Raw genomic sequence first — 16,668 nt, 5'->3', positions numbered from 1 at the left:
TTGTGTAGCTGGAATCAGCCTGGCGCGGAGTAACTCATATTGTGTGGCTGGGATCAGCCTGTCGCGGAGTAACTTATATTGTGTAGCTGGAATCAGCCTGGCGCGGAGTAACTTATACTGTGTGGCTGGGATCAGCCTGGCGCGGAGTAACTAGAACTCTGTGGTTTGTCTCATCCTATTGCATAGCTGCTACTTGTTATATGCACCCAAGAGCAGTAACCAGCATCAACAGGAAAAACTCCCGTAGTTCGTCGGTTTTCTTCAATAGAACAGAATTAACTGGAAAAACTCCAGCTAATTCTTCGGAATAAGGCTAAATTGAGGTTACATTCACAATTTAACAGGAGTATATCCTGTTAATACATTGTGTTGCTGATTCAAGTCAAAATTAACAGGAGAAATTCCTGCTACTTTTCTAGCATTCCGACAGCAGGAATAATTCCTTCCAATCTTCTAACCTTCCGGCGGTAGCAGGAATTCCAGTGAATCGTCTAAAATTCCGACGCTACCTCACTACCTTGTATGCTAACTATCCATCCAAGTCTGCTATACTCCCTGACCCATCCGCTTAGATCTCCTGAATCTAAAAAAACGACCCTCACCGGTCGTTTTTTTAGGTCCAGGCCCACAGGAATCCGTCGCGGTCCCAGGCAATTCTGCCGCCGTGGAGCTTGCGGAAGGCTTTTTTCACTTCTTTGGACAGCGAAGCATTTCCGTTCTCATTCACAAATACAAATTCTTCGCCAAAATTCGTCTTCACGTATTCAATTGCCGCCGTCTGATAAAGGGTACCGGTGAAACGGATCTCCTTAACCATCCACTCAGCGACATCCTGAGCAGTTACTTCCACAGTTGTATCTCCTTCCTTAATCCATACTCATACTCCACTATTCTATGCGACATTCATTATAACACACAAAGCCCCCCAGCTCGGACAAAGAGGTCCGAAGCTGGGGGATAGAGTAGCTCACGTTACAATGTGCTAAAAGTTCGGGCGGTGCTAATCCATTTCAGGCTACCGGGAACGCTCGCTTTAACGGAAAGAGAGTCCTCATCCAGCGTAACCTTTCTCTCTTCCTAGCCTCCGAACCTCTCTACACTCTCGCAGGTCCTTCTCCTAGCCCCTGGCCCCTACACGCACCGCTCACCACCAGCGCTCACCCTCACACTACCTCTTCCGCCTCACGACTTACCGCAGCCGGAACCATAGGCGGTAGACCCTCAGTGCTCATAGCAGCCGCAGGCATAAGGCCCAGGCAGTGGCACATTAAGGGCGCAAGGCGAAGCTGGGGCAGCGCTTGAACCTCTTTTTCCGGGGACAGTACGGTTTCGCCAAAAGTATACAGGGGGACATGCCGCTCTGCAGGCGAGACGCCGCCATGAAAGCCATTCGCGTTCATGCCGTGGTCGGCAGTGACCAGGATTTTGTAGCCCTCTTTCATCCAGATGGGCAGTATCGTAGCCAGCAAACCGTCGGCTTGGCGCACAGCTAATTCGTATTCTTTGCTCTCCCCTCCATAGCGGTGGCCCGCATCGTCAATGTTCATGGAGTGAACGTAGAGAAAATGGGGATCGAATGCCCCGCGCAAGTATTCGGCATCTGCAAACACATGGCTGTCGGGATATTGGTCCTCAAAGTAGAAGCTGCCATGCTGGATCGGACGCAGCACATTGTGCTGATGGCGATCGGTAATCGGGTTGAACGGGGATGAGCTGTACAGCTCACTGACCCAGTGATAGGCGGCTGCGGCTGTACGAAGGTTCGCAGCCACCGCCAAATGGAAGACACTCTGCTCCTTGCTGAGTCTGTTGATATGGTTGGCCGTGATGCCATTTCTGACCACTGGTGTGCCGGTAAGCAGTACCTCGTAGAGCGGCCGCGACAAGCTGGGCAATTCCGACTGTACCCGGTAGCAAGACATGACTCCCTGCTCCACCAGATGCTCCATGTAACCCAAATACTTGCGAGCCGCATCATACCGAAGTCCATCCAATACAACCACAATAAGCTTGTTAGTGATCTCACTCATTTTTGTCCCGCCCTTCATGAATCAGAGAATGGGTGATTCTAAGCGCCTTCCCGCTCCAAATGTCTAAGCTGTGCCGGGTCCAGCACCAGTGTAACCTGATCATGCTTCCGCAACCGCAGCCAGCTTCCGTCGTTCAGCACATCTACTGTCAGGTGAATGCCGGAGCATTCGGCTGTGCAGCGGATGATATTTCCCAGCATTGATACCGAATGAATGCTGGCGTCCAGCAGGATCCGGCCATCTCCTTCAGCTGAACCGGCCTCCCCAGCCTTAAGCAGCGTAATCGCTTCAGGGCGTAGGGCGAAGCTGTCCGCCAAGCTGTCTACCCGGCCAAATAGTTTCAGCGCCTCCGGCCTAGTGAACACGTTGTAGCTGCCCATGAACCGCGCCACAAACTCGGTGCGCGGCGCCGTGTATAACCCTTCAGGTGAATCATCCTGAATAATCCGTCCGCCCTTCATGACGCACACCCGGTCAGAGACAATCAGCGCCTCTTCCTGGTCATGCGTGACGAACAAGGTCGTCATCCCAAGACGCTTCTGGATCTCGCGGATTTCGGTCCGTAGATTTTTGCGGATCTTGGCATCCAGCGCACTGAGCGGTTCGTCCAGAAGCAGCACCTTGGGCTGCACAGCCAGCGAACGGGCCAGCGCGATCCGCTGCTGCTGTCCGCCGGACAACGACTGCGGATATACGTCCCGCTTCTCTTCAAGGTCAACCAGAGCCAGCAGCTCTTCGCTGCGACTGCGCTGGGCCGCCTTGGACATCCCGCGCATTTTCATCCCGTATTCAACATTCTGGCCCACGGTCAGGTTAGGAAATAGCGCATACGACTGGAACACCATGCCCACCTCCCGGTTACGCGGCGGCTGGCGGGTAACGTCCTTTTGCGCCAGCATAATGCTGCCGCCATCCAGTTCTGTCAGGCCGGCTATGCAGCGCAGCAGGGTGCTTTTTCCGCAGCCGGAAGGTCCAAGCAAGGTCACAAGCTCCCCCTCCCGGATCTCCAGATCCACATTGTCCAGGACACAGGCGTCCCCGAATAATTTGCGCACACCTTGCAGCTTCAAATAATCATTCATCCGCGAACGCCTCCCATCTTTTTACCCAGCTTCATTAGCACCATGGATAACACCAAAATAAACACAAAGTAAGAAATCGCAATCGCACTGGCCAAATGCCCGCTCTCGCCAACCCGTTTATACAAGTAAATCTGAATCGTCTGGATATGCCCTCCAACCAGCATATTCGTCAGTACAAACTCACCGAACAGCACCGAAAAGGAGAGCAAGGCAGAGACTATTACACCCGGCCAGATATTAGGGAGAATCACATTCATAAAGGCCTGCCGGCGGCGGGCCCCGAGCAGCTCAGCGGCCTGCAACAGCTCGGCAGCGGAGACAGTCAGCAGACTGTTACGGATACCCTGATACATGTATGGAAGAATAACCACGAAATAAGCGCCGACCAGCAGGTAAGAAGTACCTGCGATATTAAGCGGTCCTGAAGAATAAGTACGAATGAGACCCACCGCCGCTACAACACCGGGAACCGCATACGGTAGAACGACAATGCCCTTCATCAAGCTCTCCCAGCGCGGAAAATACATTGTAATCACGAACACAGCCGGCAGCATGACTACCAGACTGACCACTACGCTGATGAGACAAAGATATAGCGAAGTCCACAGTGCTTCCATAAAGCGGAGGTCCTGAAACATCTGTATGAACCAGTCGAAGGTCCAGGCACGGGGCAGCAAGCTGTTCTGCCAATCCTGGGCAAAAGCATACAGTCCCGTAGCCAGTAACGGCACAAGCAGATACACCATCAGCAGCAAGATCAGTACACGTGGGGCAAGCCCCGCTTTGCGAGTACTCATTGTCCCATCTCCTCTCTTGCCCTTGGCCGAAGACGTCGTACCACACTGGCCTTAGGCTGAGGCTTATCCGCAGCTCGCGCCACGAAACTTCCGGCCCGCCGGACCATTACATGGTTGAGATAAACAGCCAGTAACGTAGTCAGCGCCAGCAGGACAGCCAGCGTACTGCCCATCTCCGGTTGGGTAACCACATTCCCTGCGACCAGAGAGCCAATGCGCACGGCAAGCAGGTTATAATTACCGCCGACCAGCGCATAAGCCGTCGCATACGCACCCATGGCATTAGCAAAGAGAATACCCATCGTGCCAAAAATCGCCGGAGCCAGCATCGGCAGACCGATAGTTTTCCAGAACTGCCAGCGTCCTGCACCGAGCAGCGCCGCCGCTTCTCTCCATTGCTCCCGTATCCCGTAAAAAGACGGATATAGCAGCAGCAAAGAGAGAGGCACCTGGAAATAGACATAAACCAGCGCCAGGCCGGTCCAGCTGTACAGATTGAATCCGGCGAATACGTCCCAGCCCCAATCCTTAAACAGCAGGGTGAATATTCCGTTGTTGCCCAGCAAGATGATATACGCAAAAGCCAGCGGTACGCCGGCAAAGTTAGAGGTCATATTCGAGACCATCAGCACCCGGTCACGTACGGCTGGCGTAAAGCGGGTGATGCAATAAGCGCATACCAGTCCGATGATGATTCCAGCCACACTGGAGGCGATGGAAATGAACAGACTGTTCTTGATCGCCTGCATATAATAGGCACTTTGCAGCGCATGCACATAATTGCCAAAGGTAATGCCCTTCCCGTCTCCGCTATGGAAACTGTTGCTCACCATGGACAATACAGGCACTAGCTGGAACGCCAGCACCATCAATACGAATGGAATCAACGCCAGAATGACACCGCCGCGTCTGTTCTGTTTCATTCTTTACAAGCCACCTCTCTGCCCCATTCAAAAAAGCGGGCGCTCCGGCATGATACATGACGAAGACGCCCTCTGATTAAAGTATTGCTCCCGTGTTCCCGGGATCGGTTAGTTCAAATGCACAAGAACGCGTTCTTGCCATAGTTGCGGAATGCTCTTGGCTGTTTCTTCCCATACCTTGTAGTCGCCTACCGGTTTAACGTTCGCGTACTCTTCCTTCGGCAGCAGCTTCGCTGCTGCTTCATCCGGCAATTTGACACTATCACGGATCGGACGAGCGTAACCATTAGCCAAATTGATCTGGCCTTTATCACTCAGGATGTACTCCCGTGTCAGCTTGGCTGCATTCGGATGCGGAGCCCATTTGTTGATGATCGTTGCATAACCGCTGACTACACTGCCTTCCTTCGGAATGGCAACGTCAAAGCCATCTTTGTTGATTTGATCTCTGTAATTAAGAGCGTTGAAATCCCACAGCAGGGTTACTTCAACTTCACCCTTTTCGATATTAGCAACAGAAGCTTCTGCATTCGAGAGACGGCCTTTCTTAGCCAGATCTTCGAAGAATGCAATCCCTGGCTCAATGTTCGACTCGTCCCCACCAAAAGCGATCGCTGCAGCAAGTACTGCCATTTGCGCTTGCGCGGCTTTGGTCACATCGCCAACAATGATTTTATAATTGCCGTTCTTGAGATCTTCCCAGCTCTTCGGCGGGTTCGGTACAAGTTTGGTGTTCGTCAGGAACGAAATACTGCCTTGGTAGCCAACGACCCAGTTACCGTCTTTGTCTTTTGCCCAATCAGGAATTTCATCCCAATACGATGTTTTGTACGGCTGTGTTACGCCCTTCGCTACGGCAACAGGTCCAAATGCGATACCGACATCGCCGATATCTGCTGTTGGTTTGTCTTTTTCTGCTTCGAACTTGGCGATTTCCTCCGCGCTCGACATATCTGTATCTTCATGCTTCAATCCATATACGCTAGTCATATCTGCCCAGGTGTCTTTCCAGTTGGCCCATGAATCAGGCATGCCGACACTCATTACACTGCCTTCTTCTTTGGCTTTGCTCTCAATGTCGCTCAAGCTGAGCTCTGGTGCAGCGGCATTACCTTCCGGCGCATTCGCCTTGTTGTCCGAATTTCCACAAGCAGCAAGCAACAGGACGAGCAAGGACAGCGTAAGACCGATGAACCATTGTTTTCTGAATCGGATTGTCATGATTTCCCCTTCACTCCCATTTCCTATTTGTGGGCTCTTCTCTAAGGACCAAGCAGTTCTTCACCCACTTGCAGTATAGGAGCCGATTATTTGCCGGAGATTAAGGATAATGGGTTCGATTGTAAAAGAGAGACGTAAATTTCCAATTTCATGTATTAAAAAAGACACCCTATGGGTGTCCTCGCCTGTATAAAATGATGTATTTAAGTATTTTCACGGATGAATATGACTTAAACACGCAATTACATAGCACTTATAATCTCAAGACAGCGTAATTACGTATGTGACAAACTGATATTTATTGTCCTTTAACACAGACGTTGAAATCAGTAACTTCTTCCCGGAGGGGCTCCAACGAAGCTTGTCAGAAGCCTGCATTTCGTCGGAAATAGGGGTTTGCTCCCCAGTCTCCACCTCGGTGATGAACAAACGGTTTACATTGCCGTTATCAGAGCTAACATTGTAGGCCAGCTTACTGCCGTCCGGTGACCAATTGGTACCAAAAATCTGCGTCCCGCTGTCGATCACAGACTGCTCATTGCCTGCAGGATCGCAGAGAACAAGCTTCATCTCCCCGGGGCCCTCCCGCTTTACAATAGCTAACCGGGAGCCGTCAGGGGAAGGGATAACCCACATTACATTCTTTTTGATCATCTTAGATTTCTTGGTCTCTGTGTCATAGGCGAACAATTGGCTATCTTCATGGGCAACGTAATAGATGATACTGCCGGACTGCACTACATTGTGGATAATACCCGCGCCCGTCTCCAGCACGACCTCGCTCTTGCCCTGCACATCGGCTTTGATAATATCGCCTTTCATGTCCGGGTAAATCACATGTCCGCTGTCCGCCCACTCCCCTTCGCTCGCCATGAATTCATCCTTGCCCAGTTGAACCGTCTCACGGGTCCCCAGATTCATCAAGTAGCCAATGCCGGTAGCTTCATAGACTTCTTTGTAAAAAATATACTTGTTATCCGGAGACACTATCGCATTGCCAAGACTTTCTTTCCCCTCCTTGAGGGGCTGATCCTGGCCGCTTGCCAGATTACGGATATAGAGGTTATGGGGATAACGTTCCTGACCTTCAATCATTTCAGGAGTCAGCTTTCGATTTTCCTTGTCGACAGCAAGTTCATTCTCGCCTAACCAATCCATACCACGGATGCCTTCGAACTTATCGATGCTATCAAGTTTGAGCTTCGTATACACGGAATCTGTCGTATTGTCCATTACCGTGACTTTTTGCCCTGACTTCTCCACAACGTGCCGGGCTTCCGTGCCCGACGTACCGCAAGCGGTCATAGCTAGAAGAAAAGCGCACCCTAGCAGAAGACTTCCCGCTCTCACCAAGCGGCGTGCGGCCTTCGTCTTGCCTGTATTACCGCCTTTCTGGTCTTCCATACACGAATCCTCCTAAGAACATTGTTGCTCTCAGCATACTAGAGCCATATTTCCAAACCATTGCAGAATGTTTCCATAGTGTAAATTTGATCCCGTCAGAGTTTCACGATACCGCGGGGAAAGACAGGACGAACACAGAGCCCGGCCCTTCTGTATCCAGAAGTTCAATTGTACCGTGATGCTTCTCCACCAAATTTTGCACCAGCGACAGGCCAAGACCTGTGCCTCCCGACTGTCTGGATCGGTCACGATTGACCGTGTAGAACGGTTCAAAAATCTTCTCCCTGGCTTCCGCAGGAATACCAATCCCCGTGTCACGGACAATCATGCGGACCTTGCCCTCCTGCTGCTCACAGAAGATGTGAATATTTCCTCCGGGAACATTGTATTTGATCGCATTGTCGAGCAGGTTGATAAAAATATGCATAAAGCTTTCGTGATCCATCCAGACATGGGCAGGGTGTACATCCAGACTGATGGTGAGGCCAAACCGCTCCGCCTTGCCATTCATCCGACTGCAAATTTCCCTGAGCTCTACCGCGACCTCCAGCAGCTCACTCTGGGATTCAAAATCATATTTCTCCAGGGCGGTCAACTGCAGTACCTTCTCCACCATCTCATAGAGCCGCTGTGTTTCCTTGGCGATATTCTGCTTGGCATCCGCCAGGAGCCGGGGATCATCGTCATACATATTAAGCAGATCCACATAGGCCTTGATCGAGGTCAGTGGGGTCTTGAATTCATGACTGATGTTTCCGATATACTGTTTCTGCTGCTGCTCCAGTGCCTGAAGTTTCTCGACGGCCAGTTGGAGCTTGCGTTGCTCCTCATCCTTCGCCGCAATACTCGTTTCAATCTCCTGACTCATGTAAAAGATGCCCTGCGCCAGTTCTCCCAGCTCGTCCTTCCGGCGAAGCGGAGGTTCAGCGATATACTCGGCGCGGCGAATCTTCTCTGCAGCCTGCTTCAACCGGCCAATAGCGGCAGCTGCGGTATTGAAATAAAGATATCCCAGCAGAAAGCTCAGCAAGAGCACGATTCCGCCTGTGGTCAGAAACAGGTTCTGGAGAGTATGCTGAAAATCATTGTTGCTCTTCAGCGAATACCGGAGCTGAACCACTCCCATCTGCCCCTCCGGGCCTTGCAGCGGGGCCAGATAGAGTAGAGTATCGCCTGCATTTTGGTAGGCGATTTTATTCTCCAGTGCATAGGACAGGGCGGTGCTGACATCCGGCTTTACGGACGTTGGGTTGCTCTGTGCAGAGGATCCGACCATGACTCCCTCTTCGTCATACAATGTAACTTCCATACCAGTGAACCCGGCCAGTTCAGCCGCCATTCCCCGGCCCCGCAGCCGAAGGAAGGCCTGCGGCTCCGGGCGGTCGCCAGTCCCTGTATAATACGTCTGCTTCACCCGCAGATTGACGGTTTTAACATGTTGCGCCAGATAGCTTTCCACCTGAGCCTGCTGGTTGTTATCCACTCCACGTAGCACAAAAAAACTCAGCACTCCGATAGCTAGAATCAGCAGCAGCGCCAGAAAAAAGCTGAACTTCAGCTTGATGCTAATCTTCATGAGTAATCTCCTGCAGGGACCGCTTTATACCCTACTCCATATACAGTTTGCAGGATATTCTGATAGGGCTCGCCCAGCTTCTTGCGCAAACGCTGGATGTGAATATCCACCGTGCGCGTGCCGCCCGCATAGTCCATCTCCCACACCTGTTCCAGCAGCTCTTCCCTCATGTAGACCCGCTGTGGGTGGGACAACAGCAATAACAGAAGGTCGAACTCTTTTGGCGTCAGGTCCAGTTGTTCTCCGGCGATCTGCACACTCCGGTGATCGGGCTGCACCTTCAACGTGCCATACTGGATCAGCTCAGTCTTTGTGTCTACGCCCTTCTTGTCCAGCCTGCGCAGCAGCGCCTTCACACGAGCCAGCAGCTCGCGAATCTCGAACGGCTTGGTCATATAATCGTCTGCACCAAGCTCCAAGCCGATGATTTTATCGACAATATCATTTTTGACAGTTAGCAGTATAATTCCAATGTCGCTCCGGTTCTCCAGCTTCCGGCACACATCATATCCGCTCATTCGCGGCATCATCACATCCAGTACCAGAGCATCCGGCTGAAAGGTACTCACCTTGCCAAGTGCCTCTTCACCATCCCCGGCTGTATCTACTTCATAGCCCTCACGGCGCAGTGCATAAGCAATGGCGCTCACGATGCCTGGTTCGTCATCGACGACCAGCACTTTTTTATTCATAGGTGTTCACCTTTTCAACAAAATTTAAGTTTATCATTTATTCAGTATACTCTCTGACCCGGTTCATACCATAATGAAACATCAGCCAATTTAATAGATATAATACTTATAAGAATTAAGACTTCCCTCAGTCAGATAACTTATTAAAGGAGGGCTTCACATGAACCAATGGAAAGAGTTGACGGAAGAATCCCGGTCCAAATGGGAGGAAAATGCGGAGTTCTGGGACAGCTATATGGGCGACCTCAGCAACCAGTTCCACCGGGAAATTATCCGGCCCAAGACCGAGGAGCTGTTAAATGTCCGAGCCGGTCAAGCCTTGCTGGATATCGCTTGCGGTAACGGGAATTTCTCCAGAAGGCTGGCTGAGCTTGGCGCTGTCGTGACTGCTTTTGACTACAGTCCCAACATGGTACAGCGGGCTATCTCACGAACCGGACAGGCAGCACCAAATATTGATTACCGGGTGATCGACGCCACGGACTACGACTCCTTACTGACACTGGGCACCACTCAATATGATGCTGCTGTCGCAAATATGGCGCTGATGGATATTGCCGACATTGTGCCTCTGGTACAAGCACTGGGAAAGATACTGAAAGACAATGGTGTTGTCGTCTTTTCGATTCCGCATCCGTGTTTCCAAGCTCCTGGCACCCGAAAAGTCCATGAGACTGAGGACCGTAACGGGGAGATCATACACCGCAACAGCGCGCAGGTCAGCAGCTACCTGACTCCAGAGCCAATGTACTCCATTGGCATCAAGGGCCAGCCTGTGGCCCATCTCATTTTTCATAGACCGCTGTCCTATTACATCCATACGTTCATGCAGTCTGGTTTTGTGCTGGATGGCCTAGAAGAACCTAGTTTCGAACCGGATGAATCCGCGAAACGCCAGTTTGATTGGTATGAGCTGCCAGCGGCGGTAATTTTCCGATTTAGAAAAATCCGCTCCTAATAGACTGGAATAAGATGGCGCTGAAATGGCGCTATTTTGTTCTATAAAAAATAAATATAACCAAAGTCCCCCTCTCTCTTGTCAAAGGAACTTTGCTACGCTGTAGGGAAATGTTCTACCTTAAGACATCATTGAACTGAAGAGAGGTCAAGTGCTATGGATAACCATCTTGAGGAATGGATTATCGAAGCAGATATTACAGGCATGCAGACGGAAATGGCCGCAGGGAGAGTGACCTCAGAGGATCTGGTTAACATCTATCTGGAGCGCATCCGTAAGTATGATCCTGTGCTTCGTTCTGTATTGGAGATCAATCCCCAGGCTGTAGATATTGCAAGAAATCTGGATCACGAGCGAAAAGACAAAGGCCCCCGTGGGCCACTTCACGGCATTCCAGTGCTGTTAAAAGATAACATTGACACCCATGATGACATGCATACCAGTGCAGGCTCGTTGGCGTTGGCCGAATCCATCGCCCCTGAGGATTCCTACGTGGCTGCACGGCTTCGTGCGGCAGGAGCAGTTCTTCTGGGTAAAACGAATATGACCGAATGGGCCAATTTCATGTCGCCAACGATGTGGGCAGGATATAGCGCACGAGGGGGCCTTGTCCTAAACCCCTATGGTCCGGGCGAGCTGTTCATTGGTGGCTCCAGTTCCGGTTCCGCAGCGGCTGTTGCGGCCAATCTCAGTGCTGCGGCTATCGGGACAGAGACCTCAGGCTCCATCATCGGTCCGGCAGGCCGCAACTGCCTTGTCGGTCTGAAGCCCACGGCGGGCTTAATTCCTTCATCCGGCATTATACCGATCACTTATAGCCAAGACTGCGCTGGTCCGATGACTCGAACCGTAACAGATACAGCGATTCTGCTTGGTGCACTCACCGTAGAGGGCAAGCCGCAGGATTACCGGCCCTATCTGAATCGGGAAGCCTTGAAGCAGGCGCGAATAGGGATTCCGCGATTCTATTATCAGGATCTGGACGAGGCCAGACTGGCAATTATTGAAGAAGCCATCTCTCAGCTTAAGGCACAGGGGGCAGTGATTATAGACCCTGTACATCTCCCCTGCGAAGATATGGAGTGGGATGGAAATGTGATGCGCTATGAATTTAAGGCCGCACTCAACAGTTATCTTGGAAAACTGCCAGATGACGTGCCCGTTCACTCTCTTTCAGAGGTTATTGCCTATAATGAACAGTACGGCAAAGCCGCGTTGAAATATGGCCAGGATACCTTAATTTGGTCCGAGGAAACCAGCGGCACACTGACCGAGGAGGTCTATCTGGAAGGCAGAAGAAAGGACCTTCTCATGTCTCGGGAACAGGGGATTGACCATGCGCTGCAAAGCCATCAGTTAGATGCCCTCCTGTTTCTGGACGACGAAGGCGGCGCTGATATTGCCGCTAGGGCAGGTTATCCGTCCATCACTGTTCCTGGAGGATTTGCCGCAACAGGGGTTATAGCACCGGGAGGATACACTACCAAAGGACATCAAGGGATTACTTTTGTAGGGACCGCCTTCAGCGAGCCGGTGCTGCTGGGGTTGGCCTATGCCTATGAACAGGCCAGTGGTCACCGTGTCGCGCCTAAGCTTGATTAAATGCTAAGTACTATAACCAAAAGCAATCTTTAGATTATCTTAAAGAACAATTAAGGTTTATCTCAGGTTCGCTGTTTACAATAACATTAGGTCAAACAGAAGACTGAACTCTCACACCCATAACCGTACGTATATATTAAGCACCAAAAAACACGAAAAGAGGATTTCTAACTATGAACATAAAGCGAGTGATGATTGTCGGAACGATGGTAGTAGCCATGTCCTTCGGAGGCACCGCCTGGGGTAGCTCCATCACAAGCGCAAGTCCGGTAGCCAAGTGGACTGCCACTGGCGTTGCGGAGAAGGATGACCTGCTGGAAGCACTTAACCAATCATCCAATGAGGAGCTATATGAATCGTTGTATGACGGGAAGTCGCTGCATGACATTGCCGCTGATCAGGGCGGAGATATTGCGGATGTGATTGAGCTGCAACTGACACAGCTTACACAGCAGTTGGATGAGCGCCTACACAGCGGAAGCATTACGGCTGAGCAATACGCTGCGCACAAGGCAGAAATCAAAGAAATTGTTGAGCAAAGTGTCCTCACTTCATTCGGTTAACAGGATTACATAGGAAGTGGACATTCTGATATCGCTAGCAGAAACTAAAAGCCCGGCCATTTGGCCGGGCTTTCTTGTGTGTATATGAATAGAAGTTATCCCTTCTTCTCATTCTCCCGTTCAATCTCCAGAATATCAAGGAAGAAGACGAAGATCGGAATACCGAGAATCAGACCCCATATCCCTAAATAATGTTCCGAGAAGAGCAGAACGACAAAGGTGTAGAACATAGGCAGATTCATTTTGGAAGACATCAGCTTCGGATTGAGGAAATATCCCTCTATAAAATGCAGTATAGCAATCATAGCTAGTACATAGATCGTCATCATGAGGCCGCCGATGTTGTAACCAATGATACATAGCGGGATCAACGAGATTACAAAACCTACGACTGGGATCAAACTAAGCAGGAAAATCATAATAGAAAGCGCGAACAGATACGGAAAGCCCAGAATCCACAGCCCGATCACCGTAAACACGGTATTGAACATCGCGATCAGAAGCTGCGCTTCGATGACTTTGCCGAAAGAAGAGATGAATTTTTGACCAAAGTACTCCAGTTCCTTGTAGAACCAGCTGATCTTACTAGTGCTCAGTCTGGATGTGAAGGCCACAATTCGGTTCTTCTCCAGGATGAACACAAAGCTTAGGATCGTGGATAACACAAAGGTCGTACCCCAATTACTGATTCTCAAAACATACTCGATCCCTTGAGTCATGTAGGACTGATAGTTCAAATCCTTCAAGGTTCTAAATATATGCTGGGTGATGTCATTCTGGGGAATATCTTCAGGCGTAAGGTTGGTTAGAAAATACGTTAATTGCTTGATCTGGACAAATACTTTCGGAAGGTAATTGACGAGTGCGAAAACAATCGTAGCAATCAAAGCCAGGTACAGAAAAACAATAATAACCTTGCTGTTGATCCGGACATATTTGTCAAGCCGTTTGGTTAGCATCACCTGAAAGCTGTTCATGACATAAGCAATCAGAAAGGTCAGCAGCACCAGATTGAGCATATCTCTGATACTGAACAACAGTAGGCAGATCAGAAATAATATTCCGAAACGCCGAACAGTTAAATTTTCAAAAAAACGCTTGAACACTTCCATGCTTCCTCTCCATTCGCTTGCAATTAGCACCTTATTATAGTCTACATTAATGAAAACAATTATAGCAAATAACGGGCTCCGAATCGGTCGTATTTTCGCGATTTTTGTGCTTTTTTAGAAAAAAACAAGAGATATTGCAGAATTTAGGCATCCGTACCTACCAATTTGTCCTGCTATCCGTCTAGGCTCCCCCTTTATATGGTAAAATATCCCCTACACGCAATTCGTCCACAAATTGTTGCAACGATTGATAAAATTCCACCGCATGCTGTATCTTGGCGTAGTCCATCAAGCAGCGCTCCCGCTCGTCCTCACATAGCTCTCCTGACTCCAATAGTTCCTGAAGACCTGGCAACACATGCTCCAGCGCTTCATTCATTACATCAATCTCCCGCTGCAGCTTCATTGTGAAGAAACTTCTGAATGCCCGGAAGAAATCCGTCTCCGCCATATACAAATCTTTGCGCTCCTGTTTCTCCTCCAGCTTCGTAACCATGCCCGAAGAAATTAGGGAACGAACCCCATAGCTCATATTACTCTTGCTCATGCTCATCATATGCTTCATTTCTTCAAGCGTCATCGGTCGATCTTCAAAGAACATGATCCCGTACAACTGCCCGAATGAATAATTGGCTCCGTATAAATCCATCGTCTGCGCGATAGCATCGATCATTCTGCGCTGCAATTGCACCCGCGGCGTCAGCTCCAAATCTAACTCTCCAATTCCTTCTCGCTTCATCATGCACACCTTCACTTCCTGTGGAATCTATCCTCTACATTACACAAAACTGAAACTTTTATCGCGTTTTTTAAGAATTTTACATAAATCTAGCTTCCGTTTTACGCCGTCTTTACCACACCTGCAGATATTGAGTGTACAATTTTTTTTGAACAGAGAAGCTTTACTCCAAATTATACAGTGAAATTGAAAAGATGGAATGGGGTATATACACAATGATTCGATCGAAGTTTATCGGCGGCTTAAAGCCAGTGCTATTCACACTGCCAGCCATGATTCCGTTCACCGTGTTCTGGCTTGCACCGCTGCTGTACGTCTTGTATCTAAGCTTTACCGAGTGGGACTTCATGAGTCCGGAGAAAACCTTTGTCGGGCTCGACAACTACATCAACCTGCTGAGCAACCCTGCTTTTTACCAGGCACTACGGGTCACCGTGCTGTTCTGTGCAGGCACCGTGCTTCCGGTCATCGCGATCGGCCTTGGATTGGCCCTTCTAATGAACAAGAAGCTGAAAGGCTCCGCAATTTATCAGGTTCTGTTGTTCTCGCCTTGGGTGACTCCAACGGTAGCCGTATCCATCGTCTGGTCGTGGATCTACGAGCCGGAGATCGGCCTCGCCAATACAGTCTTAAGCTTTCTGGGATTCGAAAAGCTCGGCTGGCTACAAGACCCAACCTGGGCGCTCGTCGGCGTAATGCTCGTCACCATCTGGAAATCTGTCGGTTGGGCGATGATCTTTTATCTGGTAGCCTTGCGCAATGTACCTACCGATCTTATGGAGGCAGCTGACCTGGACGGAGCGAGTCCTGTCCATAAGTTCCTCCGCATTACGCTCCCGCTGATCTCGCCGACTACCCTGTTCCTGTTTATTGTTCAACTTATTCAGGCGCTACAGGCTTACGATCAGATTAACGTACTGACTCAAGGTGGACCGTCTGGTTCCACGCGTACCTTACTATACATGTATTACCAATCTGCTTTCGAATCGTTCCAGATCGGGGAAGCCTCCTCTATAGCCATGACACTTGTTTTCATATGTATGCTACTATCCCTGCTGTCCGTTATCTTCAGCAGCCGAAACACTCACTATTAATAATGAAACTAGCCATCTAGGAGGGCTTTATGAGTATTCTTTCGCACATAGGCAAGCTGTCACGCCATTTGTTCTTCGCTGCACTTGCTTTAATCATGGCTTTTCCATTCTACTGGATGATTACAAATGCGCTCAAAACCAATGATGAGATCTGGCAATCCCCGCCAACGCTATGGCCACAAACACCGTTATGGGGCAACTTTGCAGAGGCCTGGCATGCAGCACCGTTCTCCCGGTATATGGGTAACAGTATCATCGTTGCTACTTCCATCGTTCTGATCCAAATGTTCAATTCTGGTATGATGGCCTACGCGCTCACCCATATGAAATTCCGGCTCAAAGGATTGTTCTCCGGAATCATCCTGTTCGGCTACATGGTTCCGGCCACAGCCGTTTATCTTCCAAGCTATCTCGTCCTGTCCCAGCTTGGCCTGCTCAATTCCTATGCCGGGCTGATTCTGTCCAACTGTGTCAGCGTCTTCTCAATTTTCCTGATTAGACAAGCATTCTTGCAAGTTCCCCATGAACTGGTGGAGGCCGGTGAAGTGGATGGTGCCTCACATATGCGGATTCTCTGGACCATTCTCGTTCCCGTTGCCCGCTCTTCTTTTGCGGTGCTGGCCCTCATCACGTTCATTGATCAATACAACAACTATTTCTGGCCGACGCTGATCACCAAAGACCCTAACCTCCAGTTGGTATCTGCCGGACTTCGTAGCTTCTTCGTTGAAGGAGGTGCATACGGATTAAAATGGCCGCTGATCATGGCTGCTAGCGCCTTTACAATCGCTCCATTGCTGCTTGTCTTCCTGGTGGCGCAAAAAACAATTATGTCCAGCGTCAACATGACCGCCGGGTCCAGCAAAGGTTAATAT

Annotated in this window: 16 protein-coding genes; 5 read left to right on the top strand and 11 right to left on the bottom strand. The window is 50.0% G+C overall.

The window, feature by feature from the left end; translation table 11 throughout:
* Window positions 1–613: 613 nt before the first annotated feature.
* The 9 genes from ACFVU8_RS26900 to ACFVU8_RS26860 all read right to left on the bottom strand — a co-directional run bounded on the left by ACFVU8_RS26900 (window position 614) and on the right by ACFVU8_RS26860 (window position 9,725).
* Window positions 614–850 (bottom strand): DUF6953 family protein, encoded by a 237-nt coding sequence (locus ACFVU8_RS26900; protein ID WP_066375148.1) that lies wholly within the window; start codon window positions 848–850, stop codon window positions 614–616.
* A gap of 313 nt (window positions 851–1,163) precedes the next feature.
* Window positions 1,164–2,030, bottom strand: a complete 867-nt coding sequence (locus ACFVU8_RS26895; protein ID WP_379467061.1) for an alkaline phosphatase family protein — start codon at window positions 2,028–2,030, stop codon at window positions 1,164–1,166.
* A 38-nt stretch (window positions 2,031–2,068) separates the two neighbouring features.
* Entirely contained in the window at window positions 2,069–3,112 is a 1,044-nt protein-coding gene (locus tag ACFVU8_RS26890) for an ABC transporter ATP-binding protein (protein WP_387431418.1), read from the bottom strand.
* A complete protein-coding gene (locus tag ACFVU8_RS26885) occupies window positions 3,109–3,909 on the bottom strand; it encodes an ABC transporter permease (RefSeq protein WP_387431415.1) in 801 nt (266 codons plus the stop codon). Before ACFVU8_RS26885 ends, ACFVU8_RS26890 begins: the two co-directional genes overlap by 4 nt.
* On the bottom strand, window positions 3,906–4,832 hold the full coding sequence (locus ACFVU8_RS26880; protein ID WP_387431413.1) for an ABC transporter permease: 927 nt from the start codon (window positions 4,830–4,832) through the stop codon (window positions 3,906–3,908). The genes ACFVU8_RS26885 and ACFVU8_RS26880 overlap by 4 nt, the downstream gene beginning before the upstream one ends.
* Before the next feature lie 108 nt (window positions 4,833–4,940).
* Window positions 4,941–6,053, bottom strand: coding sequence for an ABC transporter substrate-binding protein (locus tag ACFVU8_RS26875; RefSeq protein WP_387431411.1), 1,113 nt, complete (start codon window positions 6,051–6,053; stop codon window positions 4,941–4,943).
* A gap of 261 nt (window positions 6,054–6,314) precedes the next feature.
* The gene (locus tag ACFVU8_RS26870) at window positions 6,315–7,457 is read right to left on the bottom strand and encodes a TolB family protein (protein ID WP_387431409.1); all 1,143 of its coding nucleotides are present in this window, start codon (window positions 7,455–7,457) and stop codon (window positions 6,315–6,317) included.
* A gap of 103 nt (window positions 7,458–7,560) precedes the next feature.
* On the bottom strand, window positions 7,561–9,033 hold the full coding sequence (locus ACFVU8_RS26865; protein ID WP_387431407.1) for a sensor histidine kinase: 1,473 nt from the start codon (window positions 9,031–9,033) through the stop codon (window positions 7,561–7,563).
* On the bottom strand, window positions 9,030–9,725 hold the full coding sequence (locus ACFVU8_RS26860; RefSeq protein ID WP_379467054.1) for a response regulator transcription factor: 696 nt from the start codon (window positions 9,723–9,725) through the stop codon (window positions 9,030–9,032). The genes ACFVU8_RS26865 and ACFVU8_RS26860 overlap by 4 nt, the downstream gene beginning before the upstream one ends.
* Window positions 9,726–9,885: 160 nt before the next feature.
* On the opposite strand from ACFVU8_RS26860, the gene ACFVU8_RS26855 reads away from it, so the two are divergent.
* From ACFVU8_RS26855 to ACFVU8_RS26845, 3 genes are all read left to right on the top strand, one after another.
* The gene (locus ACFVU8_RS26855; RefSeq protein ID WP_387431404.1) at window positions 9,886–10,683 is read left to right on the top strand and encodes a class I SAM-dependent methyltransferase; all 798 of its coding nucleotides are present in this window, start codon (window positions 9,886–9,888) and stop codon (window positions 10,681–10,683) included.
* A 156-nt stretch (window positions 10,684–10,839) separates the two neighbouring features.
* Window positions 10,840–12,285: an amidase family protein gene (locus ACFVU8_RS26850; RefSeq protein WP_387431402.1), complete on the top strand. Its 1,446-nt coding sequence runs from the start codon at window positions 10,840–10,842 to the stop codon at window positions 12,283–12,285.
* Between the two features lie 173 nt (window positions 12,286–12,458).
* Window positions 12,459–12,848, top strand: coding sequence for a hypothetical protein (locus ACFVU8_RS26845; protein WP_387431399.1), 390 nt, complete (start codon window positions 12,459–12,461; stop codon window positions 12,846–12,848).
* 95 nt (window positions 12,849–12,943) lie between these two features.
* Here ACFVU8_RS26845 and ACFVU8_RS26840 read toward each other — a convergent pair whose 3' ends face one another.
* The gene (locus ACFVU8_RS26840) at window positions 12,944–13,960 is read right to left on the bottom strand and encodes an AI-2E family transporter (protein ID WP_379467050.1); all 1,017 of its coding nucleotides are present in this window, start codon (window positions 13,958–13,960) and stop codon (window positions 12,944–12,946) included.
* 181 nt (window positions 13,961–14,141) lie between these two features.
* On the bottom strand, window positions 14,142–14,699 hold the full coding sequence (locus tag ACFVU8_RS26835) for a GbsR/MarR family transcriptional regulator (RefSeq protein ID WP_379467181.1): 558 nt from the start codon (window positions 14,697–14,699) through the stop codon (window positions 14,142–14,144).
* Between the two features lie 215 nt (window positions 14,700–14,914).
* On the opposite strand from ACFVU8_RS26835, the gene ACFVU8_RS26830 reads away from it, so the two are divergent.
* Both ACFVU8_RS26830 and ACFVU8_RS26825 read left to right on the top strand, forming a co-directional pair.
* Window positions 14,915–15,793: a carbohydrate ABC transporter permease gene (locus ACFVU8_RS26830; RefSeq protein WP_387431396.1), complete on the top strand. Its 879-nt coding sequence runs from the start codon at window positions 14,915–14,917 to the stop codon at window positions 15,791–15,793.
* A gap of 29 nt (window positions 15,794–15,822) precedes the next feature.
* A complete protein-coding gene (locus ACFVU8_RS26825; RefSeq protein WP_066375200.1) occupies window positions 15,823–16,665 on the top strand; it encodes a carbohydrate ABC transporter permease in 843 nt (280 codons plus the stop codon).
* The last annotated feature ends 3 nt before the right edge of the window (window positions 16,666–16,668 follow it).

Source organism: Paenibacillus sp. NPDC058177, from assembly GCF_042883835.1.
Taxonomy (GTDB): Bacteria; Bacillota; Bacilli; order Paenibacillales; family Paenibacillaceae; genus Paenibacillus_AQ; species Paenibacillus_AQ agri.
The sequence above is the reverse complement of the archived record's forward strand: the minus strand, read 5'-3'. Positions and strand labels throughout refer to the sequence as shown.

Bases quoted from the DNA above. Each gene is read 5' to 3' on its own strand.
- ACFVU8_RS26895 (WP_379467061.1), bottom strand. From the start codon at position 2,030: ATGAGTGAGATCACTAACAAGCTTATTGTGGTTGTATTGGATGGACTT.
- ACFVU8_RS26890 (WP_387431418.1), bottom strand. From the start codon at position 3,112: ATGAATGATTATTTGAAGCTGCAAGGTGTGCGCAAATTATTCGGGGAC.
- ACFVU8_RS26885 (WP_387431415.1), bottom strand. From the start codon at position 3,909: ATGAGTACTCGCAAAGCGGGGCTTGCCCCACGTGTACTGATCTTGCTG.
- ACFVU8_RS26880 (WP_387431413.1), bottom strand. From the start codon at position 4,832: ATGAAACAGAACAGACGCGGCGGTGTCATTCTGGCGTTGATTCCATTC.
- ACFVU8_RS26875 (WP_387431411.1), bottom strand. From the start codon at position 6,053: ATGACAATCCGATTCAGAAAACAATGGTTCATCGGTCTTACGCTGTCC.
- ACFVU8_RS26870 (WP_387431409.1), bottom strand. From the start codon at position 7,457: ATGGAAGACCAGAAAGGCGGTAATACAGGCAAGACGAAGGCCGCACGC.
- ACFVU8_RS26865 (WP_387431407.1), bottom strand. From the start codon at position 9,033: ATGAAGATTAGCATCAAGCTGAAGTTCAGCTTTTTTCTGGCGCTGCTG.
- ACFVU8_RS26860 (WP_379467054.1), bottom strand. From the start codon at position 9,725: ATGAATAAAAAAGTGCTGGTCGTCGATGACGAACCAGGCATCGTGAGC.
- ACFVU8_RS26855 (WP_387431404.1), top strand. From the start codon at position 9,886: ATGAACCAATGGAAAGAGTTGACGGAAGAATCCCGGTCCAAATGGGAG.
- ACFVU8_RS26850 (WP_387431402.1), top strand. From the start codon at position 10,840: ATGGATAACCATCTTGAGGAATGGATTATCGAAGCAGATATTACAGGC.
- ACFVU8_RS26845 (WP_387431399.1), top strand. From the start codon at position 12,459: ATGAACATAAAGCGAGTGATGATTGTCGGAACGATGGTAGTAGCCATG.
- ACFVU8_RS26840 (WP_379467050.1), bottom strand. From the start codon at position 13,960: ATGGAAGTGTTCAAGCGTTTTTTTGAAAATTTAACTGTTCGGCGTTTC.
- ACFVU8_RS26835 (WP_379467181.1), bottom strand. From the start codon at position 14,699: ATGAAGCGAGAAGGAATTGGAGAGTTAGATTTGGAGCTGACGCCGCGG.
- ACFVU8_RS26830 (WP_387431396.1), top strand. From the start codon at position 14,915: ATGATTCGATCGAAGTTTATCGGCGGCTTAAAGCCAGTGCTATTCACA.
- ACFVU8_RS26825 (WP_066375200.1), top strand. From the start codon at position 15,823: ATGAGTATTCTTTCGCACATAGGCAAGCTGTCACGCCATTTGTTCTTC.